The 26,008-nt window shown below is 68.5% G+C and carries 21 protein-coding genes; 12 read left to right on the forward strand and 9 right to left on the reverse strand.

Translation table 11 applies throughout. From position 1 onward, the window contains the following. The first annotated feature begins 100 nt into the window (after window positions 1-100). Window positions 101-805, forward strand: a complete 705-nt coding sequence (locus WD271_17585; GenBank protein MEX1009634.1) for a glycerophosphodiester phosphodiesterase family protein — start codon at window positions 101-103, stop codon at window positions 803-805. A gap of 74 nt (window positions 806-879) precedes the next feature. Here WD271_17585 and WD271_17590 read toward each other — a convergent pair whose 3' ends face one another. Continuing rightward, on the reverse strand, window positions 880-1,803 hold the full coding sequence (locus WD271_17590; GenBank protein ID MEX1009635.1) for a diacylglycerol kinase family protein: 924 nt from the start codon (window positions 1,801-1,803) through the stop codon (window positions 880-882). Window positions 1,804-1,935: 132 nt separating this feature from the next. Between WD271_17590 and WD271_17595 the strand changes: the two genes are divergently transcribed. Genes WD271_17595 through WD271_17605 form a run of 3 tightly spaced genes read left to right on the forward strand, consistent with a single transcriptional unit; the run spans window position 1,936 to window position 5,194 of the window. Next, the gene (locus tag WD271_17595) at window positions 1,936-2,637 is read left to right on the forward strand and encodes a uracil-DNA glycosylase (GenBank protein MEX1009636.1); all 702 of its coding nucleotides are present in this window, start codon (window positions 1,936-1,938) and stop codon (window positions 2,635-2,637) included. Between the two features lie 4 nt (window positions 2,638-2,641). Continuing rightward, entirely contained in the window at window positions 2,642-3,535 is an 894-nt protein-coding gene (gene dapA / locus WD271_17600) for a 4-hydroxy-tetrahydrodipicolinate synthase (protein ID MEX1009637.1), read from the forward strand. A 24-nt stretch (window positions 3,536-3,559) separates the two neighbouring features. After that, window positions 3,560-5,194: an MFS transporter gene (locus WD271_17605; protein MEX1009638.1), complete on the forward strand. Its 1,635-nt coding sequence runs from the start codon at window positions 3,560-3,562 to the stop codon at window positions 5,192-5,194. Between the two features lie 71 nt (window positions 5,195-5,265). Here the strand turns inward: WD271_17605 and WD271_17610 are convergent, their stop codons facing one another. From WD271_17610 to WD271_17620, 3 genes are read right to left on the reverse strand one after another with little or no spacing between them, the layout of a single operon-like run. Further along, a complete protein-coding gene (locus tag WD271_17610; GenBank protein MEX1009639.1) occupies window positions 5,266-8,895 on the reverse strand; it encodes a multifunctional oxoglutarate decarboxylase/oxoglutarate dehydrogenase thiamine pyrophosphate-binding subunit/dihydrolipoyllysine-residue succinyltransferase subunit in 3,630 nt (1,209 codons plus the stop codon). Between the two features lie 18 nt (window positions 8,896-8,913). Continuing rightward, the gene (locus WD271_17615; GenBank protein MEX1009640.1) at window positions 8,914-10,254 is read right to left on the reverse strand and encodes a 3-deoxy-7-phosphoheptulonate synthase class II; all 1,341 of its coding nucleotides are present in this window, start codon (window positions 10,252-10,254) and stop codon (window positions 8,914-8,916) included. Further along, on the reverse strand, window positions 10,254-10,793 hold the full coding sequence (locus WD271_17620) for a proteasome activator (GenBank protein ID MEX1009641.1): 540 nt from the start codon (window positions 10,791-10,793) through the stop codon (window positions 10,254-10,256). Before WD271_17620 ends, WD271_17615 begins: the two co-directional genes overlap by 1 nt. Before the next feature lie 182 nt (window positions 10,794-10,975). Here WD271_17620 and WD271_17625 point away from each other — a divergent pair, with 182 nt between their 5' ends. Both WD271_17625 and WD271_17630 read left to right on the forward strand, forming a co-directional pair. After that, window positions 10,976-12,052 carry a sigma-70 family RNA polymerase sigma factor gene (locus WD271_17625; GenBank protein MEX1009642.1) on the forward strand — a complete coding sequence of 359 codons (1,077 nt, stop codon included), beginning with the start codon at window positions 10,976-10,978 and terminating at the stop codon, window positions 12,050-12,052. Between the two features lie 237 nt (window positions 12,053-12,289). Continuing rightward, a complete protein-coding gene (locus tag WD271_17630) occupies window positions 12,290-13,318 on the forward strand; it encodes an aldo/keto reductase (protein ID MEX1009643.1) in 1,029 nt (342 codons plus the stop codon). Window positions 13,319-13,408: 90 nt separating this feature from the next. On the opposite strand, the gene WD271_17635 is transcribed toward WD271_17630, so the two are convergent. Continuing rightward, on the reverse strand, window positions 13,409-14,494 hold the full coding sequence (locus WD271_17635) for a hypothetical protein (GenBank protein ID MEX1009644.1): 1,086 nt from the start codon (window positions 14,492-14,494) through the stop codon (window positions 13,409-13,411). A gap of 150 nt (window positions 14,495-14,644) precedes the next feature. Between WD271_17635 and WD271_17640 the strand changes: the two genes are divergently transcribed. Next, window positions 14,645-15,412, forward strand: coding sequence for a hypothetical protein (locus tag WD271_17640; protein MEX1009645.1), 768 nt, complete (start codon window positions 14,645-14,647; stop codon window positions 15,410-15,412). Window positions 15,413-15,415: 3 nt separating this feature from the next. Here the strand turns inward: WD271_17640 and WD271_17645 are convergent, their stop codons facing one another. Together WD271_17645 and WD271_17650 are read right to left on the reverse strand one after the other, a co-directional pair. Further along, window positions 15,416-16,819 carry an RNA polymerase sigma factor gene (locus WD271_17645; GenBank protein ID MEX1009646.1) on the reverse strand — a complete coding sequence of 468 codons (1,404 nt, stop codon included), beginning with the start codon at window positions 16,817-16,819 and terminating at the stop codon, window positions 15,416-15,418. Window positions 16,820-16,868: 49 nt separating this feature from the next. Continuing rightward, window positions 16,869-18,662, reverse strand: coding sequence for a hypothetical protein (locus WD271_17650; GenBank protein MEX1009647.1), 1,794 nt, complete (start codon window positions 18,660-18,662; stop codon window positions 16,869-16,871). A 129-nt stretch (window positions 18,663-18,791) separates the two neighbouring features. Between WD271_17650 and WD271_17655 the strand changes: the two genes are divergently transcribed. Beyond that, entirely contained in the window at window positions 18,792-19,685 is an 894-nt protein-coding gene (locus WD271_17655; protein MEX1009648.1) for an LLM class F420-dependent oxidoreductase, read from the forward strand. A gap of 9 nt (window positions 19,686-19,694) precedes the next feature. On the opposite strand, the gene WD271_17660 is transcribed toward WD271_17655, so the two are convergent. Both WD271_17660 and WD271_17665 read right to left on the reverse strand, forming a co-directional pair. Next, a complete protein-coding gene (locus WD271_17660) occupies window positions 19,695-20,462 on the reverse strand; it encodes a hypothetical protein (GenBank protein ID MEX1009649.1) in 768 nt (255 codons plus the stop codon). Then, window positions 20,459-21,655 carry a cytochrome P450 gene (locus WD271_17665; protein MEX1009650.1) on the reverse strand — a complete coding sequence of 399 codons (1,197 nt, stop codon included), beginning with the start codon at window positions 21,653-21,655 and terminating at the stop codon, window positions 20,459-20,461. Before WD271_17665 ends, WD271_17660 begins: the two co-directional genes overlap by 4 nt. A 373-nt stretch (window positions 21,656-22,028) precedes the next feature. On the opposite strand from WD271_17665, the gene WD271_17670 reads away from it, so the two are divergent. The 4 genes from WD271_17670 (at window position 22,029) to WD271_17685 (ending at window position 25,865) form a co-directional block, all read left to right on the forward strand. Continuing rightward, complete coding sequence (locus WD271_17670; GenBank protein MEX1009651.1) at window positions 22,029-22,571, forward strand: GrpB family protein; 543 nt, start codon at window positions 22,029-22,031, stop codon at window positions 22,569-22,571. Between the two features lie 40 nt (window positions 22,572-22,611). After that, the gene (locus WD271_17675; GenBank protein MEX1009652.1) at window positions 22,612-23,802 is read left to right on the forward strand and encodes an acyl-CoA dehydrogenase family protein; all 1,191 of its coding nucleotides are present in this window, start codon (window positions 22,612-22,614) and stop codon (window positions 23,800-23,802) included. Between the two features lie 9 nt (window positions 23,803-23,811). After that, on the forward strand, window positions 23,812-24,948 hold the full coding sequence (locus WD271_17680) for an acyl-CoA dehydrogenase family protein (protein MEX1009653.1): 1,137 nt from the start codon (window positions 23,812-23,814) through the stop codon (window positions 24,946-24,948). Window positions 24,949-25,076: 128 nt separating this feature from the next. Continuing rightward, window positions 25,077-25,865, forward strand: a complete 789-nt coding sequence (locus WD271_17685) for an SDR family oxidoreductase (GenBank protein ID MEX1009654.1) — start codon at window positions 25,077-25,079, stop codon at window positions 25,863-25,865. The last annotated feature ends 143 nt before the right edge of the window (window positions 25,866-26,008 follow it).

The raw sequence follows: 26,008 nt of genomic DNA on the forward strand, positions 1-26,008 counted from the left end.
CTGCGTCGCTCGCTCCTGGCTAGCGACTCGGCTCGCTCCGCTCGCCGTCGCCGCCGCGTGTGCACGGCCCGGCCGGCCCGGCCGGCCGTAGCATCCCGCCGTGGCTCTGGTCCTCGCGCACCGCGGCGCCAACCGCTTTGCTCCCGGCAACACGCTGCCCGCGTTCGCACGGGCCGTCGAGCTCGGGGCCGACGGCGTGGAGCTCGACATCCACCGCACTGCCGACGGTGCCCTCGTGGTCCGCCACGACGCGGCCACACCTGTCGGCATGCTCGCCGAGATGACGGTTCCCGAGATTCGGGCCGCCCTTCCCGAAGTGCCGACTCTGGAGGAGGCGCTCGACGTCTGCGCCGGACTGCTCGTGAACGTCGAGATCAAGAACGTGCGGAGCGAAGGCGACTGGGATCCCACCGATCGGGCGGCCGACCTGCTCGTCGAGCTGCTGGCCCGGCGGGACGGACGCGACCGAGTGCTCGTGTCGTCGTTCAACCTGACGAGCGTCGACCGCGTCCGGTCGCTCGCCCCACACCTGCCGACCGCCTTGCTCACGTGGGGAACCGACCCGCTCGAGGCGCTGCTGATCGCCGAGTCGCACGGACACGGAGCGCTGCACCCCGACTACCGGTCAATTGCCGGTGTCCTGGCGGGCGCGGTCGCGACGCGCGCGCACGAGCAAGGCCTCGAGGTGAACGTGTGGACCGTCAACGATCCCGACGAGCTCGCGCGCCTCGCGGCAGCCGGCATCGACGCACTGATCACCGACGTCCCCGACGTCGCGCTCCAGGCTCTCGGCCGTCGCGCCTGAAGTCGGGGGTCAGGAGCGAACGGCCACGAGCCGGGATCCCGGCTCGTAGTGAGCGACCCATTAGTCAAGTCGGGTCAGGGGATCACGATCGTGAGCGAGTCGGCGTCGTAGCGGACGTCGAGACGCTCGACGTGGCCGAGGTAGTCGCCGTCGACCTGCCAGGCGAACGGGCGGTCCGCGGTGATCAGCACCCGGGTCACGTCGGCGCGTTGGGTGATGTCGGACGTGTTCGCGACGAAACGACCGGCGGCGAGACCCGAGATCGCGGCGCGCACCACGAGCGCGGCGCGCAGGTTGTGCAGCACGGTGACGGCGAGCGCGCGGTCGAGGCCGGCACCCGGCGCGATGGTGAGCCGCCTCCGCAGGACATACGTGTACGGGTCGGAGTTCGATACCACTGCGTACGGCCCGATGGCGATGACTTCTTCCCCTGTCGCGACGCACAGCTGCGTATCGCGGTCGTAGTGGCGGAGCCACGTGTCGACCGCGGCGATCGCGAATGCCGGGTGCGCGAAGTAGCGCTTGAGGTACGAACGTTGCTCCATCTGTTGGACCACCGCGGCGTCGAAGCCCACTCCGAGGTGGAAGAGAAACCACCGGTCGCTGCCGTCCGGGAGCGCGGCGGCTCCGATACCGATCCGCTGGAACGAGCCCGCGGCGAGCGACCGCAGCAGTCGTCCTGTCGCGTCGACGGGGTCGTGTGCGATGCCGAGCGTGCGCGCGAACACGTTGGTGGAGCCCCCGGGAAGTGGTGCGAGTGCCGTTTGTGATCCGATGAGGCCACACGCGGCTTCGTTGAGCGTGCCGTCGCCGGCGAGGACCACGACGACCTCGACCCCAAGCTCTGCTGCTTCCCGCGCCAAGTCGGTCGCGTTCCCACGCTGGGACGTCTCGACCACTTCCACTTCGTGCTCGGCCTCGAGCGCTGCCTTGATCGGCGCGCGTGCGCGCATCGTGACCGAGGATGCGATCGGGTTGACGATGAGCCGGAGGCGCACGGCGGCGAACGATACCCGTACGATCCCCCGAGGCGAGCGCCGGCCGGCGCAGGTATCCTGCGCCGCCTCGAGCCGTTCGCTCGAGGTGGAGCCGAGCGGCCCGGCGCCGCAGGCGCCGAGAGCGGAGATTTGGTGCCCGACATCAGCGCGCGCCGACTGCGCGCGCTCACCGACGAGATCGTCGTCTGCCGCGCGTGCCCTCGGCTCGTCGAGTGGCGCGAGCGCGTCGCCCACGAGAAGCGCGCCGCGTTCCGCGACGAGGGCTATTGGGGTCGACCGGTACCGGGATTCGGCGATCCGGCCGCCCGGGTGCTCGTCGCGGGCCTGGCGCCTGCCGCCCATGGTGGCAACCGCACCGGTCGGGTGTTCACGGGCGACCGTTCGGGCGACTGGCTCTTCGGTTCGTTGTACCGGCTCGGCTTCGCGAACCAGCCGACCTCGGTGTCGGTCGACGACGGGCTCGAGCTGCGCGACGCGTACGTCGCCGCCGCGGTGCGCTGCGCACCACCGGAGAACAAGCCGACACCCGTCGAACGTGATCGGTGCCTCCCGTACCTCGAGCGTGAGCTCGCGCTGCTCGATCGCGTGCGGGTTGTGGTGGTGCTCGGTGGCTTTGCCTACGACGCGATCGCTCGCGTCCTCGCCGCATGCGACTCACCGCTGCCCGTCCCGCGGCCGAAGTTCACGCATGGACTCGTTGTTCGCACCGCCCGCTTCGTGGTCCTCGGCTGCTACCACCCGAGCCAACAGAACACGTTCACCGGCCGTCTCACCGAGCCGATGATCGACGACGTCTTCCGCCGGGCACGGGAGCTCGCGCAGGGGATAGCCTGACCCCATGCCTGAGCGGCTGCTCCAGGGGGTCTACGTCCCGCTCATCACACCGTTCGCGGCCGACGGCTCCGTCGCCCTCGACGCGATCGACCAGCTGTGTCACCAGTACTTCGACGCCGGCTGCGCCGGGATCGTGGCGCTCGGCACCACGGGGGAGACGTCGTCGCTCGAAGCCGACGAGCAGCGCGCGGTGATCGACCGGTGCGCGGCCGCGTGTGCCGATCGCAGCGCGCAGCTGATCGTCGGCGCGGGCACCAACAACACCGTGAAGACGATCGCGGCGGTCGAGGCGCTTCGCGGTACGCCGGCGCTCGCGGCCACGCTGATCGTGGTTCCGTACTACGTGCGCCCGTCGGAGGCCGGCATCGTCGAGCACTTCAAGGCGGTCGCCGCCGCGAGTCCGGTTCCGGTCGTGATCTACAACATTCCCGTCCGCACCGGTCGCAACCTCGGGCCCCAGGGCATGCTCGAGCTCGCGCGCGTCCCGAACATCGCCGGCGTCAAGCAGGCGCTGGCCGCACTCGACGCGGAGACCCTCGAGATCCTCGCCCGCGCCCCCCGCGAGTTCTCGGTGCTCGGCGGCGAAGACACGTTGCTGTTCCCGCTCACCTTGATGGGCGGCGCCGGCGCGATCAGCGCGGCGGCTCACGTGTGCACCACCCGGTTCGTCGCGATGATCGAGTGCGGGCTCGCAGGCAAGGTCGACGACGGCCGCGCCCACGCCGAGGCGCTGCTGCCGGTGGTGCAGGCAATGTTCGCCGAGCCCAACCCGGCGGTGTTCAAGGGTGTGCTCCACGCGCAGGGCCGCATACCCACCGCCGACGTGCGCCTGCCCTTGATCAACGCGTCTTCAGCCTCGATCGACCGCGCGCTCGCCGCGGTCGACGCCGCCAGCTGACCCGCTCTCGCCGGCCGCCGAAGGATGGCGAGTTCCCTCACCCTCCGAGTCCAGGCGCGTGCCAACGAGCGGCGCTGGTGGATCCTCGTCGTCCTCTGTTTCAGCCTGCTCGTGATCGTGCTCGACAACACGATCCTCAACGTTGCCATCCCCACCATCGTGCGCGACCTCGACGCCACGAACAGCCAGCTGCAGTGGATGATCGACGCGTACACGCTGGTGTTCGCGGGCTTGCTGCTCACGGCGGGGAGCTTGGGCGACCGGTTCGGGCGCCGCGGTGCTCTGCAGTTCGGCCTCGTCGTCTTCGGCATCGGCTCGCTCGCGTCGGCGTTCGCCGCCAGTGCCGACCAGCTCATCGCGACGCGTGCGTTCATGGGCATCGGCGGCGCGTTCATCATGCCGGCAACGCTCTCGATCATCACCAACGTGTTCCCGCCGCAGGAGCGCGGGAAGGCGATCGGCGTGTGGGCGGGTACCGCCGGGCTTGCCGGTGTGCTCGGCCCGACCACCGGAGGTTTTCTCCTCGAGCACTTCTACTGGGGCTCGGTGTTCCTCGTGAACATCCCGATCGTCGTGGTCGGTGTGCTCGCCGGCATCTTCCTGATCCCCACGTCGAAGGATCCGTCGGCGCCGCGCCTCGACCCGATCGGCGCGTTGCTGTCGATCGTGGGACTCGTCTCGTTGCTCTACGGCATCATCGAGGCACCCCAACAGGGCTGGGGGAGCACCACGATCCTCCTCTCGTTCTTCCTCGGTGCTGCGCTGCTCGCCGCCTTCTTCGCCTGGGAGAGCCACACCGACCACCCGATGCTCGACGTGAAGTTCTTCAAGAACCCGCGCTTCACCGCTGCGAGTACCGGAATCATGTTGATCTTCTTCGCGATGTTCGGCATGACCTTGCTCATCACGCAGTACTTCCAGTTCGTGCTCGGCTACTCGCCCCTCGCGACCGGCATCCGCTTCCTGCCGTGGGCCGCCGTGATCATGATCGGGTCGCCGCTGAGTGCGCCGCTCGTCGAGCGGTTCGGCACGAAGGTCGTCGTCACCAGCGGTCTCACCCTCGCGACGCTCGGCCTCGTCTCTCTCTCGACGCTCACCGTCGACAGTCACTACTGGCCCGACGTGATCGTGCGCATGATGCTGATGGCCACCGGAATGTCACTCACGATGGCGCCGGCGACCGAATCGATCATGAGCTCGTTGCCGCTCGGCAAGGCGGGCGTCGGGTCCGCGGTGAACGACACCACGCGTCAGGTCGGTGGTGCGATGGGTGTCGCCATCGTCGGGAGCGTGCTGTCGTCGATCTACGCGTCCCAGATGGGCGACTTCCTGGCGGGTAGCCCGATCAAGGGCCCCGGCGCGACCGGCATCAAGGAATCGCTCGGGGCCGCACTCGGTGTTGCCAAGGGTTTGGCGAAGTCGGCCCCCGATCTCGCGGCATCGCTCGCCCACGCCGCGAACTCGGCGTTCGTCGACGGCATGCAGGTCGGCATTCGCGTCGCGGCTGTCGCCACGCTGGCCGGTGCGATCATCGCCTTCTTCTGGTTGCCGGCACGCGCCCGCCGCGAGGACGTCGCCGCGCAGGACGCCGCGCATGCCGAGCACGGACGTCTGCGGGCACCCGCGCCCGACCCCGCGCCGGCAGAGGCAGGACGATGACTCCCTCACCACCGAACCTGCGTCAGCAGACGGCGTATAGCGCCGGTTGTTGACGCAAGTTGCGTGCTGGATTACGCGAATGCGGCGGTGAGGAGCTCGCGCTGCTCATGGTCGTGCACCTTGGTGCTGCCGCTGGCGGGGCTCGCGCTCGCTGCGCGCGCGAGGTGGCGGAGCTCGGCGCGATCGCTCAAGACACGGTGTAGGCGCTCGTGCACGAAGGTCCACGCACCCATGTTCGACGGTTCCTCCTGCACCCACCACACCTCGCGCGCGTTCGGATAGGCGTCGAGTGCGGCCATGAGCCGAGCCTCTGGCCACGGGTAGAGCTGCTCGACCCGCAGTACCGCGACCGGCGCGTGCCGTGCGTCGCGCTCGTCCATCAGCTCGTGGCCGATCTTTCCCGTGCAGACGAGCACCCGCGCGACCGCGTCGCGGTCGAGCTCGGCGCGGTCGTCCAGCACGAGCTCGAACGCGCCGGCGCTGAGCTGCTTCCGCGTCGAGCGCGTCTGCGGCATCCGCAGGTAACGCTTGGGCGTGAAGCACACGAGTGGTACCTGCTCCACCGCGACGGCCTGGCGTCGCAGCGTGTGGAAGTACTGCGCGGCGGTGGACGGGTACACGACCCGCAGGTTCCGCTCCGCGCACAAGGTGAGGTAGCGCTCGATGCGTGCGCTCGAGTGCTCAGGCCCCTGACCTTCGAAGCCATGGGGGAGGAGGAGGGACAAGCTGCTGCGCTGCCCCCACTTGTCGGCAGCGGCCACGACGAACTGGTCGATCACCACTTGAGCCACGTTCGCGAAGTCGCCGAACTGCGCCTCCCAACAGACGAGCGCGTCGCTCGCGATCGAGTAGCCGTACTCGAAGCCGAGCGCGGCGTACTCGGAGAGGACGGTGTCGTACACCATGAACCGCGCTTGGTCGTCGGAGAGATGGTTGAGCGGTTCGTACTCGACCTCGGTCAACTGGTCGACGAGCACGCTGTGGCGCTGGCTGAAGGTGCCGCGCCGCGCGTCCTGGCCTGCCAGGCGCACGGTGGAGCCCTCGAGCACGAGCGACCCGAACGCGAGCGCCTCGGCGAGCGCCCAGTCGATCTCGTCGACATCGAACTCGGTGCGGCGCGCGGCAAGCTGGCGTTCGAGCTTCGGATTGGCGCGGAATCCCTCTGGCAGGCGCGTGAGACCGTCGACCACGCGGTCGAGCACGTCGAGTTTCACGAGGGTGACAACCGCCTCGCCCGCCTGTTCGGATTCGGTGCCGCTCGCGGGGACGGACAGCTCGTCGGGACCGCCGTTCGTGCGGGTTTCCGCGAATGCCTCGTCGAGCTGCGCCCGGAAGTCGACTTCGAGCTGACGCTCGTCGTCGCGCGTGATGTCGCCGCGTTGGAGGAGCTGGTGGGTGTAGATGGTACGCACCGACTCATGGGTGTCGATCAGCTCGTACATCCGCGGCTGCGTGAACGCGGGCTCGTCGGCTTCGTTGTGGCCGTACCGCCGGTAACAGACCAGGTCGACGACGACGTCCTTGTGGAACGCGCGCCGGAACGCGAACGCGAGGTGGATCACGCGCACCGCGGCTTCAGGGTCGTCGCCGTTCACGTGGAAGATCGGCGCCTGCACCATCTTGGCGATGTCGGTGGCGTACACGCTGGAGCGGCCGAGTTCGGGCGCGGTGGTGAACCCGAGCTGGTTGTTCACCACCACGTGTACGGTGCCGCCGACTTCGTAGCCGGGTACCTCGGAGAGATTGAAGGTCTCGGCCACCACGCCCTGGCCCGCGAACGCGGCGTCACCGTGCACGAGGACCGGCAGCACGTTGTGACGGCCTTCGTCGTCGAGCGCGTCGCCGAAGGCGCGGGCTATGCCCTCGACCACCGGGCCGACCGCCTCGAGGTGACTCGGGTTTGCCGCCAGCGTGAGGTTGACCTCGGCGCCCGACGGTGATTGGTGCTTGCCCGTGGCGCCGAGGTGGTACTTCACGTCGCCCGATCCCTGTGCGCTCGAGGGATCGAGCTCCCCCTCGAACTCGCGGAAGATCTGCTCGTACGACTTGCCGAGTACGTTTGCCAGTGCGTTGAGGCGCCCACGGTGGGCCATGCCGAGCACCACGTCGGTCATCCCCGATTCGGCAGCCTCGCTGCACAGCGCGTCGAGCATCGGGATCAGCGTCTCCCCGCCTTCGAGGCTGAAGCGCTTCTGTCCCAGGTACTTGGTGTGCAGGAAACGCTCGAACGCCTCGGCCGCGTTGAGCCGCTCCAGGATCCGGTGCTTCTCCTCCGGCGGGGTCGCGGGATGCGCCCCTTCGATCCGCTCCTGGATCCACTCCTTCTGATCGGGCTCCTGGATGTGCATGTACTCGACGCCCACCGTGCGCGAGTACGCGTCGCGCAGCACACGGAGGATCTCGCGCAGCGGGAGCACGGACTGCGGTAGGCGCCCGGCGCCGAGGTTGCCGACGGGAAACTCGCGGTCGAGGTCCCAGATCGAGAGGTCGTAGTGCGTGATGTCGAGCTCGGGATGGGTGTGCGGCTCGCGCCGGCCGAGCGGATCGAGGTTGGCGATGAGATGGCCGCGAACCCGGTACATGTTGACGAGCGAATGGACCTGTACGACCTTCTCGAATTGCGTCGCGGGGTCGGCGAGTGCGCTGCGGTCGGGATTCCAGCGCGCGGGCTCGTACGGCACCGCGAGGCTCGCGAACACGTCGTCGTAGAAGCCGTCGTTGCCGAGGAGCAGGTCGTGGATCCTCCGCAGGAACTCGCCGCTCTCCGCGCCGGTGATGATGCGGTGGTCGTAGGTGCTCGTGAGCGTGGTGACCTTGCTCACACCGAGCTGGGCGAGCGTTGCGGGATCGGCACCCTCGTACTCCGCGGGATAGCCGATCGCGCCCACACCGAGGATGAAGCCCTGACCCCGCATGAGGCGCGGCACCGAGTGGACGGTACCGATCATGCCGGGATTCGTGATCGTGCAGGTGGTTCCGGCGAAGTCGTCGGGCGACACGGTGCCGCCGCGCACCTTCTCGATGAGCACTTCGTACGCCTGCCAGAAGCCTGAGAAGTCGAGTGTGTCGGCTTCCCTTACGCACGGGACGAGCAGCGTGTGGGATCCGTCGCGTCGCTGCACGTCGACGGCGAGCCCCAGGTTCACGTGCTGGTGCCGAACGACGACCGGCTTGCCGTCCTCCTGTGCGTACGACGAGTTGAGCGCCGGGAATTCGGCGAGCGCGCGGAGCACCGCGAACGCGATGAGGTGCGTGAAGCTCACCTTGTCATTGGTCGCTCGCTGCTCGCCGGGGTACCCGGCTCGCGGCCGCTCGCTCTTGCCGCCGCCGGAACGCGCGAGCTGGTTGTTGAGGATCTGCCGGTTGACTTCGAGGAGCTTCGCCGGCATCGCGCGCACCGATGTGGCGGTGGGAACGCCGAGGCTGGCCTCCATGTTCTCGACCGTGCGCGCCGCCGCGCCGCGCAGCGGCTCGGGCTCGTCACCTTCCAGCACGAGCGGGCCGGGACGCGGCGCGGGCGCCGGCGCGGGCGCGGGCGCGGACGCAGGAGCGGCCTCGGTGCGCTCGCCGTTCGGTGGCGGCGACTCACCGGTAAAGAAGGCGCGCCAGTGCTCGTCGACCGACGACGGGTTCTCGAGGTAGCGCTGGTAGAGCTCCTCCACCAGTCCGGAGTTGGGCCCGAGCTCCTCGAATCGCGTCACGCCCCCATGGTCGCGCGTTCAGCGACGGAGCAGCTCCGCGGTCTGGAAGGCGAGGTCGAGCGACTGGCGGGCGTTGAGGCGCGGGTCGCACTCGCTCTCGTAGCGTTGCTCGAGGTCGCCGCCCAGTACCGCTTCAGAGCCGCCGAGGCACTCGGTGACGTTCTCACCCGTGAGCTCGACGTGCACGCCGGCCGGCCACACACCCGAGTCGTCGCAGGCGGCGAAGAAGCCGTGCACCTCCTGCATCACGTCCTCGAAGTCGCGGGTCTTGTAGCCGCTCTCGTGCTCGTAGGTGTTGCCGTGCATGGGATCGCAGATCCAGACCACGGGGTGGTCGCTCTCGCGCACCGCGCGGAGCAGCGGCGGCAGTGTCTCGCCGACGCGGCCAGCGCCCATGCGGCTCACCAGCGTGAGGCGACCCGGACGCCGTTCGGGGTTGAGCTGCTCGCACAGCGCGAGCACCTCGTCGACGGTGGCTGCGGGGCCGAGCTTCACGCCCACCGGGTTCTCGATGCCGGAGTGGAACTCCACGTGCGCGCCGTCGAGCTGGTGCGTGCGCTCGCCGATCCAGAGCAGGTGCGCCGAGCAGTCGTACCACTGGTCGGTGAGGGTGTCGAGACGCGTCAACGCCTCCTCGTAACCGAGGATGAGCGCCTCGTGCGACGTGTAGAAGTCGACCTCGTGGAGCTTTGCCTCTCCGGCGAGGTCGATGCCGCACGCCTCCATGAACCGCAGCGCGCGGTCGATCTCTGCGGCGAGCGCTTCGTAGCGTCGCCCCTCCGGGCTGGCGTCGAGAAATTCGAGGTTCCAGGCGTGCACTCGCGACAGGTCGGCGAATCCGCCCTTCGCGAAGGCCCGTAGCAGGTTCAGCGTGGAGGCCGATTGGTGGTACGCACGCACCAGGCGCGAGGGATCGGGTTGGCGGGCGCCCGCATCGAACTCGAAGTCGTTCACCATGTCGCCGCGGAACGACGGGAGCTCGATGCCGTCACGCGCTTCCGTGGGGGTGGAGCGCGGCTTGGCGAACTGGCCCGCGATCCGGCCGATCTTGACGGTCGGCACGCCGCTGCCGTACGTGAGCACTGCGGCCATCTGCAGGATCACTTTGAGCTTGTCGCGGATGGCATTGGCCGAGAACACGTCGAACGACTCCGCGCAGTCGCCCGCCTGGAGGACGAACGCCCGCCCCTCGGCGGCGCGCGCGAGATCTTCGGTCAGGCTGCGTGCCTCACCGGCGAAGACCAGCGGCGGAACCGCGCGCAACTCGTCGAGCGCCGAGTCGAGGGCCGCGGTGTCGGGCCAGTCGGGCTGTTGCGCGGCGGGGTAGTCGCGCCAGCTCTGGGGGGACCAGTCGGCCATTACAAGTACCCGCTGGGCGACTGCTGCTGTGGCCCCATCGGGCCGCCTTCGAGCGCGCGCCGCCGCCGCATCTCTTCGAATTGCGACTGCGCCATGGCTTGCTGCGTGAACATCGTTGCCTGGATGCCGTGGAAGAGACCCTCGAGCCATCCGACCAGCTGCGCCTGCGCGAGCCGGAGCTCCGACTCGCTCGGGTCGTCGCCCTCCAAGGGAAGCACCACCTCGGTGAGCTCCTGTTGGAGGTCGGGTGACAACACGCTCTCGAGCAATTCGAGCGACCGCTCGTGGATCTCGCGCAGTCGACGGCGGCCCGCGTCGTCGAGCGGCGCGCGCCGTACCTCGTCGAGCATCGTGCGCACCATCGACGCGATGCGGATCAGCTTGGTGGGACTCGTGATCTGCTCGCCCTGCTCCCCCTGCTCCCCCTGCTCCGCCTCAGCGCGATCGGCGGCGGGGCCGCTGCCAGAGCCCTCGATCGCTCCGACGAGCTCTGCCTGCACGCGCTCGCGTTCTGGCTGGGTGGCGCCGGCATCCTCCATGGCCGCGAGGATAGAAGCTCGCCCGTGATCTGCCGGCACCGATTGGTCGCGCCGTGTGTCAGGCCGTGACCGGAGTCCGGTGCCGTTCGATCCCGTCGGCTTCATCCCGGCAGGCCGTCGGCGGCGAACAAACGGTGTGGTGAGCACTGCCTCCTTCACCGAGACCGACGACGTCGGTCTCGGTGATCGCGATTGCCCGCTACCTCCCCGACGCGCTCGCCGAGGCGTATCGCCGCCATGCCGGTGCGGTGTTCACGCTCGCGCAGCGCATGCTCTGGGAACGCGGCACCGCGGAAGAGATGGTCCAGGAGGTCTTCTTGCGGCTGTGGGAGCACCCCGAGCGCTTCGATCGCTCGCGCGGATCGCTGCGCTCGTTCCTCCTCATGGCCACGCACGCTCGCTGCGTCGACCGTCTCCGGGCCGACGTCCGGCGGCGCGAACGTGAGGAGCGCTCGGCGCGCGCCGCGCTGGTCGCCGATTACGACGTCAGCCTCGAGGCATGGGATCTGAGCGTCGGCGACCAGGTCCGGGAGGCGATGAGCACGCTGTCCGACGGCGAGCGCGAGGCCATCGAGCTCGCGTACTTCGGAGGCCACACCTACCGCGACGTGGCGCGGATGCTCGAGCAACCCGAGGGCACCGTGAAGAGCCGGATCCGCACCGGCCTGATGCGGCTGCGACAGCAGCTGCTCACGGGGGGTCCGCCACCGCCCGGCGTGTGGGAGCGGCTCGAATCGGCGATTCAGGAGTTGCACCGGCCCGACGCGCCCGTTCCGCCTCCTCGACTCGTCCCGGGTGCGCGTGCACTGCGAGTACCTCGACGCTGGCAATGGATCGCCGCGGCCGCATCCGTCGTGGCGGTGGTGTTCGGCGCGCTCTGGTTGTTCGGTGGTGACAACAACTCCGGCGCCACCAACGACACCGCCGCGCTCGCGGGTGCGGCAGAACGCGCGCCGGGCGCGCGCCGGGCGAAGCTCGTCGACGCCGACGGCACGGTCCTGGCGAAAGCGGTCGTGCTGCCCGACGGCACGGGCTACCTCACCAGCGAGTTGCCGGCACTTCCGGCCGGACGTACGTACCAGCTCTGGGGCGTCGACAACCGCAACACGATCTCGCTCGGAGTGATGGGGCGCAGCCCCAACGTCGTCGCGTTCCAAGCCGCGGGACACCCCGCCGCGCTCGCGATCACCGAGGAGCGGGCGGGTGGCGTGCCGGTCAGTACGCACGATCCGGCCGCGGTCGGCGACCTCACCGCCTGAAGCGTGCAATCCGCCACTTCCTGCTGGACGTATACCCAGTGCCCGACGCGTTCGCCGGCGAAGTCGGGCGCACGGCCGGCGAGAGACAAGATCGGCTGACCCCCGGATCCGATCACGTTCCTCGTCGGGAGTGGGCAGCCGGGTGGGCCCCCCAGGTCCGCCCGGCTGTCTCGCGCGTGGCGCCGTCGCGCGGCCGCGGTAGCTTCGCTGCTGCAGGCGACGACCAAGGAGGCCGTGATGGAGTACCGAGCATTCGGCCGAACTGGCGTGTTGGTCAGCCCGCTGTGTCTCGGGGCAATGATGTTCGGCGCGTGGGGTAACCGCGACCACGACGAGTCGATCGACGTCGTCCACGCCGCGCTCGACGCCGGGATCAACTTCATCGACACCGCCGACGTGTACTCGGCGGGGGAGTCGGAGGAGATCGTCGCCAAGGCGATCCAAGGCCAGCGTGACAACGTGATACTCGCGACGAAGGTGCACGGAACCATGGGTGCCGACCCGAACATGAGCGGAAGCTCGCGCCGCTGGATCTTGCGCGAGTGTGAGGAGAGTCTGCGCCGCCTCGACACGGACTACATCGACCTCTACCAGATGCACCGGCCGCGTCCCGGCACCGACATCGACGAAACGCTCGGCGCGCTCTCCGACCTCGTGCACCAAGGAAAGGTGCGCTACATCGGGAGCTCCACGTTCCCCGCGTCCGCGATCGTGGAAGCGCAGTGGGTGTCCGAGCGACGCAACCGCGAGCGTTTTGTGTGCGAGCAACCGCCGTACTCGGTGCTCGTGCGTGGCGTCGAGAACGACGTGCTCCCTACATGCGAGCGCTACGGCATCGCAGTGATCCCGTGGAGCCCGCTCGCGGGAGGGTGGCTCTCGGGCAAGTGGCGCAAGGGCGCGGACGACCTCACCAGCCATCGCGCGAACCGCATCCCCGCGCGCTACGACCTGTCACTGCCCGGCAACCAGGCCAAGCTCGACGCCGCCGACGCGCTCGCGCAGCTCGCCGACGATGCCGGTCTCACGCTCGTGCATCTCGCGGTGGCGTGGGTGCTCAACAACCCGGCGGTGACCTCGGCGATCATCGGCCCCCGCACGATGGAGCAACTCACGACCCAGGTCGGTGCCACCGACGTGACCCTCGACTCCGACCTGCTCGACCGCATCGACGAGATCGTGCCGCCCGGCAGCACCTTCAATCCCGCCGACGCGGGCTATCAGGTTCCGATGGTCGCCAACCCGAAGCGCCGCCGCCGCGTGGGGTAGCGCCTCAGCACGCAGGCCGCTGATCGCGCGTGATTTGGAACGGAGCCCGCCGTAATGTCAGGCGTGCCAGATCACGCGCGATTGCTCCAACTACGACGTGGTGTGCGAGTGATCGCAGCCGGCGCCGCCGTGGCCCTCGATCCCTGCGAACGGACCGCACGGCGTGTTCTCGATCCACACGTGAATCATCGGTGACGTCCCTCGGAACGTGCCGCCGGGCCGGCACACGCCGTTGACCAGGATCCCGACCACGTGGCCGGCATCGTCCCAGCAGAGGTTCTGGTGGTCGTGCCAGGGCGTGAGCGTGCCCGCGATGTCGGGCGCGCCGGCCAGCGTCCTGCCGCGGTTGAGGATGTACATCGCCGACACGACGCGCTTCGAACCGTCGGCGAGGTGCTGGAGCACGATCGACTCGATCGCGTGCGCGTCGAGCTCGCGGCCGTCCGTGATGTAGGAGCTGTTGACGAAGTGCTCGAAGGAACCGATGCGACGGCCGTCACCGATCGACTTGTAGCCCGCGGCGACGACTGCTTGCTCGTTCGCGAAGAAGGCCATCGCCAGTCGTGTCTCGTCGAGCAGCGTCTTCGCTCGCTCCCTCTGCAGGCTCGTGAGGCGAGGATCGTTCAGCGAGACGATCGTTCCCGTTGCGGTTTCGGCGGTGGCCGCCGGGTGGCTGTGCGTGTGCGCGGGAGCGGCCGTGGCGTCGCTGTGTGTGTGACCCGCAGCCATTGCCGGGACGGCGAGCACGAGCACGAGGAAGCACGCAACCGCGATCGCGGGGATGTCGAGATGACGTACGACGCGCCGTTCACCCACGAGCGAGACGGTGCCTCCGATCACCGCGATCCCGGCGAGCCCGGCCGCGAGCGCATCCTGGAAGCCGACGTGTTCGACCGTACCGAACGGACCCCCGAGCCCGACGGTGTGGGTGAGCAACCACACCGCGACGCAACCCGCGTTGAGCAGCACCCCGGCAATGACGACGGGGCGGTTGGGACGGAACACGACGAAACCGGCCCAAGCGAGTTGCGCGACCGCGCAGAGGGCGAACGTCCACGCGAGCATGGGGTCGTCGGCGTGATTCCCGGCCGCCGCCGCATGCACGAGACCGGCTCCCGCCGATGCCGCGGCCGCGGTCGCGAGCAGTGTCGAAACGGGCCGAGTGGCGGTTGTCACAGCACGCCATTCTTGCCACAAACCGTCGGCCCGGTGTCGCCGCGATGTCAGGAGATCGTGGGCGGGCCACTTTTCTGTAAGGCGCGTGGCCCCTGGTTCCTCTCAATGGTGTCGGCCGGCTCCCCGCCGGCACCCACAAGGGAGGAAGCCATGATGCAGGAAGGAACCAACCAAGCAACGAGGACTCGCCGCTCCCGCCGCCTGCTCGCGGCGCTGGGTGTGTTGGTGCTCTCCGCGGGACTCGTCGGTGGTGTCCTCGCCGCCTCGTCCGACGACGACACCCCCGCCGACCACAAGCCTGCCGACCACAAGCCTGCCGACCACAAGCCTGCCGACCACAAGTCGGTGAAGAGCGTCGACCCGACCAGCCCGAACCCGGATCCTCCCGCGACGACCTCGGCCCCAACGGTCGTGAGCGTGAACCCCGGACCGGTCGGCACCAGCAACGCGGACGACCAGTCCACGCCGGGCGAGGAGTTCGGGCACGGGACGGGACACGAGGGTGACACCTCGTTGGGCAGCCCGCCTCCGCCCACGCCTCCGCCCACGCCTCCCGTCGACACCGCAGGACCGACCATCGACCTCGTGTACTGGGACCACGTCGCGATCTACGAGTCGCGGCCGTACACCTCCAATTGCCCGTCGATGCCGACCGCGATCACCGACGCAACGCTGTACGTGCATGTCAGTGACCCGTCGGGGATTGCCGGGGTCGACGTGAGGTACGAAGTCTTCGGAGCCACGTTCGTACGTCCCATGGCGCTCTCGGGCGACACCTTCACCAAGAACCTCGGCATGCCCGACCCTTCGTTCACCGACTCGTCGCGGATCTTCCTGGTCGAGGTGATCGCAACCGACGCACGCGGCAACGAGACCCGTTTCACGGTGGACACCCTCGTGATTCTCGACTGCCCCTGAGCGTCACGGACACGGTCCGGCCTTCACGACGACGGCTCCTCGGGGTGCCGTCGTCGTGTTGCCGGCACTGTCGGTCGCGCGCACCGACCAGGTGAGCACTCCCGGGTCCGCGAATGGGCCCAGCACCACGCCGTACGACGATCCACTGATCGTCATCACCTCCGACCCTCCGCCGTCGACGTCGTGGTTCCATTCGACGACGACCTTCGCAACACCCGATGGATCGCTGACCGTCGCCGACACGGAGGTGTCGCTGGGCGCACCGTTGACGACGATGCACGCCTGCTTGCTCGAGATGTTGGTGATCGAGGGGCCTTGCGTGTCCGGCTCGGTCGGTGCCGGAGTCGGTCCCGTGCCATCGTTGCCGGACGGCGGTGTGGCGGCGGGCGCGCCCGGCGCGACCGCGGGAATTGTCGTCTCATCGGGCGCGACCGCGGGCGCGATGCCCGGAGTTGTGGTGGTGGTGTCGCCGGTCGTCTCGTGGTCGGAGTGTGTCGCGACGATGCCGAGACGGGCGTCGTCGTCGCTGGTCGCGAGCGCGGTCACGGCGCCACCGATTGCGAGCGCGGCCAGAATTGCTGCTGCGGCTGCGATCCATCTGCGCCTCCGGTCCGGAACGCTTCCGAGATTGCGGTCGCGGGCCGCGTGCATGCGCTCGAGCGTCGGCGCGCGGAGCAGCGCCGGCGCGCCGACCAGCGGGACCGCGGCAAGGGCGGCGAGCGGGCTCACGAGTGCCTTGCGGCTGCGCTCGCACACATCGCACGATTCCACGTGACGCGCGACGCGCTTTCGCCAGAGCGGCGAGAACCGGCCGTCCCAATTCACGAGGAGTTGCTGGAGCTCGGTGCAGTCGTCGCGACCCGGTCCCGCCACGAGGAGCGCGCCGAGCGACCGCTCGACCTGGTCGCGCAGCCGGTGGACGAGCACGTACGCGTGCCCCGGCGTCACGCCGATCGCGTCGGCGAGCTCCTGGCCGTCGAGCCCCTGCCGCACGTTCAGGTCGAGCAGGGAGCGGTCTCGCGCGGAGAGACCGGCGGCCGCCGCCCACACGAGCCGCGCCGCGTTGTCGGCCGCATCACCGGCTTCGAGGTCGACCGGCTCCGCCGCGATGTCGACCCCCGCGCCCTCTGTCGGCACGGCGCGGCGCCGAGCACGGGCGCGGCGGAGCGCCTCGTTGCGCGCGATGGCGTACAGCCAGGGCTTGAGTTTCGCCGGATCACGAAGCTGACCGAGGCGCGACGCCGCGAGCACGAAGGTGTCCTGCATCGCGTCGGCTGCGTCGTCACGGTTGCGCAGCACGGAGAAGCAGAAGTCGTGGATGCGGTCCGCGTACCGGTCGTAGACCTCACCGAGCGCGTCGTGGTCGCCGCTGCGCGCTGCGATGACGAGCTCGGCGTCGTCTCGCATCGCGCGAGCGTAGAGGTGCGCTCGACCGGAATCCCCGATCCGCTGATGGCTACGACAACGACGCCTCGCCGCCGCCTGCAGCCTTGGCCACGAAGCCGTTGGTGTTCGGCGCGCCGTACTGGCCTGTCCCACCCTGGCTCGGGCAACCCTCGCACGGGCCCGCGTACGTGGCCGTTGGCGTCGGCGACGTGTCGAACTTGACGACCGAGCCCGTCTTGTCGAACCACTTGAACGGCGTCTTCGGCCACGTGCCGCTCTTGTAGCGCTTCGCGCCGTCCACGTACCAGGTGACGCCCTGCCCCTCGGAGCCGATCGCCTGTGACGGTCCGGTGGTGTCCGGATCCCACCACACGGGCGCGAAGTCGAGGCCGAGCTGGAGGTACTCGTCGTAGGGCAAGCCGGGGTTCTTGCCGTAGCCGGTCATGAAGCCCACCGGATAGCCCGACGCCGCGCCGCCGGTCGCCGGTACCGCGAACAGTCCTTGCCGGAACGTCTTGGGCGTGAGGTTCGGGCCGGCCGTGTGGACCCCGCTCAGCACCCAGATGAGGAACGACGGGACGGTCAAGCTCGACGTCGCGACACCTTCACCCCAGTACCAGTTGAGGGTGTTGGTCAGCGTGCCGAGCGTCTTCTCGGGAGGGGGCGGTGCCGGCGCGGGCACGACCCATGGCGAGAGATTCGAAATGCCGAACGCGTGCGCGAACTGCTGCTGGTCGTATGGTCGGGCGAGGATCGCGAGGTCTTGGTAGACCGCACCGGTGAGGAACCACTCGGGGTTCCATTCCTGCTTCGTCGCTTGGAGCAAGAGCGCCTTTGTCATCTCGACGTCGGTGAACAGGACCACCGTGGTGACACCCGAGTTCTTCATCTTCGTGACGATGATCGGCGCTTGCTCCTGCGCGAGTGTCGCGTCGCCGATCGTCGAGCCGTTGCTTCGGTAGCTGTTCTCGGTGGTGAGCGTGCCCCCGTACTTCTCGAGGTAGCTCTTGAACTGGTCGATGTCGATGACGTCCTGGATGTAGACAGCACCGAACTTGCGCGTCTGGCCCTGGAGGTTCTCGTCGCCCGCGTGCTCGGCCTTCTTCCCCACGAGTTGCTTGCCGAGTACTTCGCCCGCGTTGATCGCGGACGACTGCGCGTCGGTTTGACCCCAGCGGTACGGAGCTTGGGCGAGTGCTTTCTTCGTGGTGGTTGCGTAGCCGTACACCAGGATCTTCGCCTTGGCCATCTCCGCCTCGAGCACGTCGAGACCGACCGGCGTGAGGTCGAGCACGGCGAACGGCTTTTCCGCCTTGACCGTCACCGAGTCGGCGCGCTGTGTCTGCTCGTCGCTGCCGGTCGACTTCACGAACTTGATCTCGATGTCGCGGCCCCAGGTCTCGTAGTACTTCATGTACGCGAGCAGGTAGTCGTGCACCGCGTCCTCGTACTTCCCCCGTGACATGTCGGTGCGGTTCACGGGCGGCGTACCGCCCTGTTGCGCCTGGATGTCGATCTGCTGGTCGTTCGGCACGACGGCGACGATCGTGATGCGGTCGGCGGTGATCCCCCGGGAGGTCTTCCCGCCGTTGTCGTCACCGTCGCTCCACGGCTTCACGCACAGAGGGCCACCGCCGACGATGGTCGAGGTGAATCGGCCGTACGGTGCGGTCCGTTCGTTCACCGTGCACCTCGGGTTGGTGAGCGCGGCTTGCGTACCCATCCCCGATCCCGGCGTCGGCTTTCCGGCACCGGCCTGTCGTTCGACGGCAGCCATCGCGGGAACGGCGATCGCCATTCCGACGACGAGCAGGACGGCGATCGCGACCGCTGCGCACGCAGTGTTACCCAGACGGTGATTCATGTCGCCTTCCCCCCCAGCGAGACGCGCGAGCAGAGCGCTGACTTTACGCTCGCGCTGGGCCGGTGGGAAAGGCGCTCGGAATCTCGTTCGGGCTGTCGTCATGAGCGGCTGACCCGTATCGTGCTGCGCATGGAATTCGGAGTGGTCATTCCGCATACGGGCCGTCGCGCGTCACCGGAGTACGTGCGCAGGTTCTGCACTACTGCGGAGGATGCCGGCTTCGACGGGCTGTGGGGCGTCGACCACATCGTGATGCCGCACCACACCGACTCCAAGTACACCCTCGGGCGCAAGCCGGCCGACATCGCCGACGACGCGGTGTCGCAACTACTCGCGCCGAACTACGAGATGATGACGACGCTGATATGGGTGGCGGGTTTCACCGGCCGGATCAAGCTCGGTACCTCGGTCGCGGTGTTGCCGATCCGTAACGCGGTGTTCAACGCGCGTCAGCTCGCGACGCTCGACGTCTACTCCGACGGGCGTGTGCTCTACGGGGCGGGCGTGGGCTGGCTACGAGAAGAAGCCGAGATGATGGGCATGCCCTGGGATCACCGCGGCCGGCGCAGCGAGGAACACATCGCGTTGTTGCGTGCGCTCTGGTGTGCGGAGGGCGACCTCGTCGAGTTCCACGGCGAGTACCACGACATCCCGCCTATCGATCCAGAGCCGCGTCCGGTGCAACGACCGATCCCGATCCTCGTCGGGGGTCACTCCGACGTCGCGCTCGAGCGCGCCGGTCGCATCGGCGACGGTTGGATCGCGGCTCCCATGTCGCCCGAACCTCTTGCCGAGCACTGGGCGAAAGTGCGCGACGCCGCGGCGCGCAACGACCGCGATCCCGACGCGCTCATGCTCGTCGGCGCGATGCGACCGCTCCGTGACACGAAGCAGGTCGACGCGATCGCCGCCTATGCCGAGATCGGCGTCGACCATCTGATCGTCGACCTGTATGTGGCGTCGCGCGACGCGGTGTTCGACGAGCTCCATCGCTTCTCCGCAGAAGTCGCGCCGCGGTTCTGACGAGCGGGATCAGCCCGGCTTGCTGAAGTGGTCCCACTCCCACGCCCGCACCGAGACGAAGGGCGCCGCGAGCTCCGGCGTGACCGGTGCGCGCTCCCATCTCTCGTTGACGACCTCGGCGACGGGGCCGGCGACTTCGACCGGGTCACCGTCGAGGTAGCACACCGCGATGCTGTAGCCGGTGGTGTCGAGGCGGTCGGGCCGCACACTGCCCGAAGCGAACGTCCACATGCCCGCGACCCCGTCGATGTCGAGGAGCGGCTCGACGTGCTCGTCCGTCCATGGGGCCGGCTCGCTCGCGTCGTCGGGGCGTTCGACCACGAGGTACATGCCGCGGTTCGGGCGGTACGGCACGACCTCCGCGGTGACCAGCGCGCTCGCCGCCGCGTGACAGGTGACGACGTCGAAACCGCCGAGCATCACGGCAGGGAGACGGTGCGGGAACCGGCCGACCTCGCCGAGGTGCGCCCCGAGCGTGAACCAGTCGTCGATGGCCTGGGCGACGGGCTCGCCGAACAGGTACTGCACGATGTGGTTCGTGGGCCCGAAGCGCTCCGATTGCACCGCGCGGGCGGCCCGGCATTCGGGTGTCGACGCCCACCGCTGCCCGTAGAGCAGACCGGGGATCTCGTACTGCTGCGGCATGTGGTCGAGCCCGTGCCACTCGAGATATGGCGCGTCGTCACCATCCCGTGAGCTCGCCGACAACGACATCGTCGCGAGCTTGACCTTGTTCCGAGCCTTGGGGTTCCGAGCCTTGGGGTTCCGAGCGTTCATCGCGTCCTCACGGGCAGCTTGTGCCAGCCGCGAACGGTGCTGGTGTGGACTCGCTCGGCGTGCTCGTCGTCGACCTCCCATTCCGGGAACCGCGCGAGCACCTCTTCGAGGGCGATGCGGCCTTCGAGTCGTGCCAGGGCGGCACCCATGCAGAAGTGAAGCCCGTAGCCGAAGCTCAAGTGGTGGTCGATGGTGCGGCGGACGTCGAAGCGGTCGGGGTCGTCGAACTTGCGCTCGTCGCGGTTCGCCGCCGCGGTGAGGAGGAGCAGCACCGCACCCTCGGGCACCGTCGTGCCGTGGAGCTCGACGTCGCGGGTGACGTAGCGCGCCTGTACGGGCGACGGTGCCTCGTACCGCAGGATCTCCTCGATCGCGCCGGGGACGAGACCGCGGTCGTCGAGTAGCACGCGGCGCTGGTCGGGATGCTTGGAGAGCAGGTACCCGGTCCACCCGATGAGGCGCGTCGTGGTCTCGTTTCCCGCCGCTGCCAACAGGCCCGCGTAGTTGAGGATCTCGTCCTCGTCGAGGTGACGGTCGACGCCGTGCTCGTCGACGAACGTGACTTCGATGAGGTCGGTCATCAGGTCGTCGGACGGATGCTCGCGCCGGAAGGTGACGTATTCGGCGAAGTGCTCCGTGTCGGTCACGAGGCTGTCCGCACCCTCGGGGATCACCCCTTCTTCGATCCGCATGCCTTCGTCGATGCGGTCACGCACCGCGATCTGATCCTCTTCGGGGATGCCGAGCAGCTCGCTGATGAGCCGCATGGGCATGTCGGCCCCGAGATCGCGCACGAAGTCGAAGCCGCCGCGCCCGACGAGCGGGTCGAGCGCGTTGGCGCAGAACTGGCGGGCGCGGCCTTCGAGCTCTGCAACGCGCCGCGGCGTGAACACGCGGCCCAACAGCTTGCGATGGAGGTCGTGGATGGGCGGATCCTCGAAGAGGATCATGCCGCGCGGGATCTCGATCCCCGAGCGGATCATCTCGAGCACCGAGCCGCGCCCCGAGATGAAGGTCTGCCAGTTGACCGAGCACGACTCCACGTCGGCGAATCGACTCACCGCGTAGAAGTCGAAGCGGTCGTTGCGGTAGAGCGGCATCTCGTCGCGCATCCGCTTCCAGATCGGATACGGGTCGGCGTCGATCTCGAAGTCGTAGGGGTCGTAGTAGATGTCGCTCGCGATGCCGGTCATCGTCGTTCCTCTCGCGCGCAGGGCCTCGCAGACCCTAGCGCCGCGTGTTGCAGATCGACCGGGGGCGCGCTACGAAATCCCGACCGAACAGGAGCCCGCGTGAGCGACGTGATGCACCACGTAGACGGCGAACCTGCGAGCGAGGCGTGCGACGCTCGCGATCGAAGCGCTCGACGCCGGCGCCGCGTCGACTGCAGCGGGTATCGCGTCCCAGGACGCGGTCGCGAAGCGTCTTGGTGCGGCGGCTGCGTTCATCCGAAGCACTAGCAGCCACTTTCCCCTTCCCGCGGGACTCGCCGAGAACTTCTTCACCGAGCCGCTCGGCTACACCGGCGAGGCAGGGACACTCGGTACCACGGACAACGTGTACTGCATGGGCAGGCCGCGGTCGGACGCGCCAGAGCAAGCACGTCAGGGGACGCGCCAGATCGACAGTCGGGAGTGGTGGCTGGAGAGCGTCGGGTATGGCCGTGCGCGATTCCGCCCTGATGGTGTCATGTCGAACGACGCGCTTCGGCTGGTCGACTACGACCGGGCATGGCCGCAGCGGTTTGTGGAGCTGCGAGATGAGCTTGCAGCTGCTCTCGGCGGCCTTGGCGTCACGATCGAGCACGTTGGGAGTACGTCAGTGCCGGGTCGGGCCGCGAAGCAGCCGCACCTGGATCACGTCTTGTTTCGGGACCTCTTGCGGCATGACGCCGGTGTCGCCGCCGAGTACGCGACCGAGAAGCGCCGCCACGCCCATCTACTGCCCACTGACCGCGCCGGCTACACCGACGCCAAGAGCGCGGTGTTCCACTACGCGCGCCGGTCGCGAATTCGGGGCGCGCTGGGCCACGTTGGCTGCACCTCGACGACCGCGCTCGACGATCTCGAGCACCGCCGAGTCGCCGGCAAGGCAATACTCGTCCCCTGACGAGTAGCTTGCGTCGAGGCCGATACGGGGAACCAAACCGATGGACATCACCTACACGACCACGCCGAAGCTCGAGGCATTGCGCAGCGAGGTCCGGTCGTGGCTCGACGAGGAGTTGCCTCCGAAGTACGAGGGCTTCCAGTGGGACTTCGAAGAGGATCCCGACCGCTGGGCGTTCTACCGACAGTTCTGGAAGCAGCAGGGCGCGAAACGCTGGCTGGAGCCCACGTGGCCGCGGGAGTACGGCGGCGCCGAGATGTCGCGTCGTGAGGCGCGCATCGTCCACGAGGAGTTCGACCGCCGTCGTGCGGGCGGCTTCGCCGGCATCGGCATGCAGGTCGGCCCGGCGATCTTGCGGCTCGGCAATGACGAGCAGAAGGCGGAGTTCCTCCCGGGTATGGCCGCCGGCGAGATCATGTGGGCGGAGGGCTACACGGAACCGAACTCCGGTTCCGACCTCGCGTCGTTGCGCACACGCGCGGTGCTCGACGGCGACGAGTGGGTGATCGACGGCCAGAAGACGTTCTGCACCGCGGGCCATCACTGCAACTGGATCATCATCGCGGCCCGCACCGATCCGGACTACGCGAAGCGCCACAACGGGATCACCTATTTTCTGTCACCGATCGACGAGCCGGGCATCGAGCTGCGGCCCCTCCTGAACATGGCGGACGGTCGTCAGAATCTCGTGTTCCTGGACGACGTGCACGTGCCGCAGCACCGGATGCTGGGAGACCTCAACCAGGGCTGGCAGCAGGTGTGGTTCGGGATGGGTGGCAACCCGATCCCAGTGTTCGAGAGCGACGACCCGGGACCGGAGCAGGAGTACGAGCCCGAACCGGCGGGTGAGGCGTGGCTACTCGACCAACTCGTGCAGTACTGCCGGAAGACCACCCGGAACGGAACCCTGCTCGCCGACGATCCCGTCGTCCGCATGCAGCTCAGCGAGCTCGCGATCAGCGTCGAGATCGAGAAGGTGCTCCGCTACGAAGGAACGTGCGCGTACAGCACACATCTCCACCAGGCGATCACCAAGGAGTTCCAACCGGAGTTCGCGCAGACGTGCATGGAGATCCTCGGTGCCGTGGGACAGGTCCAGTCAGGTGAGTGGGCCCCGCTCGCGGGCGAGATCGAACGCGTCTACCGGCGATCGTTCGGCAACCACGCGGGCGGCACGTCGCAAGTGAAGCGCATGGTGGTCGCAACGCGCGACCTCGGTCTGCCGCGGTAACCGCGCGTCGTGGCCATCGACCTCTCGCTCGACGACGACCAGCTCCTCATCCAGCGATCCGCCCAGGAGCTCTTCCGTCGGCGTTGTCCACCGGAAGTCGTGCGCGACATCGAGGCGGGCGAGCTCGGGTACGCACCCGACCTCTGGCAGGAGATGGCAGGCCTCGGTTGGTTGGGCATCGCCGCTCCCGAGGAGTACGGCGGTACGGGCGGCAGCTTCCTCGACCTCTACCCGATCTACGAGGAGATGGGCCGTTCCCTCGTGCCGAGCCCGCACCTCGACACCGTCGTGGTCGCCGGCGGGACGATCGTCGACGTCGGCACCGACGCGCAGAGACGGCGCGTCATCCCGGCGATCGCGGACGGCAGTTGCATCGTCAGCACCGCGATCCTCGAGGGCGACGGCTCGTTCGGTCCCGGTGGCATCGCGTGCTCGGCGACACTCGATGGCAGCGACTACGTGCTGAACGGGACGAAGTTGCTCGTCGGGTACGCGCCGTCGGCCGACTACTTCCTCGTGGTCGCGCGCACCGGCGGTGGGCCGGGGGCGGAGGGAATCACGCTCTTCCTCGTCGACGCACGTCGCGACGGGATCTCCTGGGCACCGATACCCAACATCGCCGGGAACGCGTTGTACGCGGTCACGTTCGACGCGGTGACAACATCTGTCGACACCGTCGTGGGTGACGTCGACGGCGGGTGGGAGCACGTGTCGGCCGCGACCACGCGGGCGGCGGTGCTGCAGACCGCGACGATCGTCGGAGCGGCGCGCACGGTGCTCGACATGACGAATCAGTACGCGAAGGACCGCGAGCAGTTCGGCAACCCGATCGGCCGCTACCAGGCGGTCCAGTACATGGTGTCGGACATCTTGATCGACCTCCACCGCGCCGACCTCTTGGCGAGGCAGGCGGCGTTTCGGATCTCCGCCGGCAAGTCCTACATGCGGGAGGCCGCGATCGCTGTCGCGTTCGGCAAGAAGGCGGCCGCGCACTTGCACCGTCAAGCGCACGAGGTGCATGCAGGGGTCGCGTTCATCGTCGACCACGACCTCACGCTGTTCTCGCGCCGAGCGAAGTTCTGGGAGAACAACTTGGGCGACGCGCGCTACTACCAGGAGCTCTTGGCGCACGAGATGAGCATCTGACCTCTGCTCGTCGCGGTCTGTTCGCCAGCCGGCACGTCACGGAATTTGAGAATCGGCGTGTGCTCGGCCACGCTGCGCCCGTCATTGAGGAGCCGGCCATCGAGAAGCCGGTCATCGAGGAGGTAGCCATGGGCGACAGGTTGCTCGGCAAGGTCTGCATCGTCACCGGTGCGGCGCAAGGAATCGGAGCCGCGTACGCGCGGGCGATGGCAGCCGAGGGCGCCGATGTCGTGATCATCGACCTGAAGCGCATCGACCAGGCGAAGGATGTCGAAGACGACGTCAAGGCACTCGGTCGGCGGGCGCTCACTCTGAAAGCCGACGTGACCGATCCCGAACAGATGACGGAGATGGGAACGACGGTGGTCGACGAGTTCGGTCACGTCGACTGCCTGGTGAACAACGCCGCGCTCATGTTCGACCAGCTCACGGCCAGCTGGGACGACTTCCTGGCCGTGAATTTCATGGGCATCGTCAACGCGTCGAACGCGGTGGTCCCGTACCTGTGGGAGCAGCGCCGTGGCTCGATCGTCAACATCTCGTCGACGGCAGCGTTTCCGCTCCCGCTGCCCGCGATGTTCATGGCCGGCGAAGACTCGCCGCCGCCGACGATCGCGCCCGCGGGCTACGGGCTCACGAAGTGGATGGTGATCTACCAGACCCGCCAGATGGCGCAGATGCTCGGTCGGCGCGGGATCCGCGTGAACGCGGTGTGCCCCGGGGTCACGATGTCACCGGCGACGAAGGCGGTGGTGCCGGAACCGATCATCGACACGCTCCGCGCCGCGTCAGCACTCGGAACGACGCTCGAGCCCGAGGACATGACTGGCCTGATCGTGTTCCTCGCGTCGGACGAGAGCTCGAAGATGACCGGCCAGGTCCTGATCAACGACGCTGGCACCTGGTTCAGCGGATAGGGAGCTGCTGGCGTGCTGGAGGGCCGGGTGCGCCCTCGGCAGGATTCGAACCTGCGCGCGGACGGCGCGGGGGTTGGGTGGCGATGTGGAGCATCGGCAGTGCGCCCTCGGCAGGATTCGAACCTGCGCGCGGACGGCGCGGG

This window comes from Acidimicrobiia bacterium, assembly GCA_040880805.1.
In the GTDB taxonomy this organism is placed as follows: domain Bacteria; phylum Actinomycetota; class Acidimicrobiia; order IMCC26256; family DASPTH01; genus DASPTH01.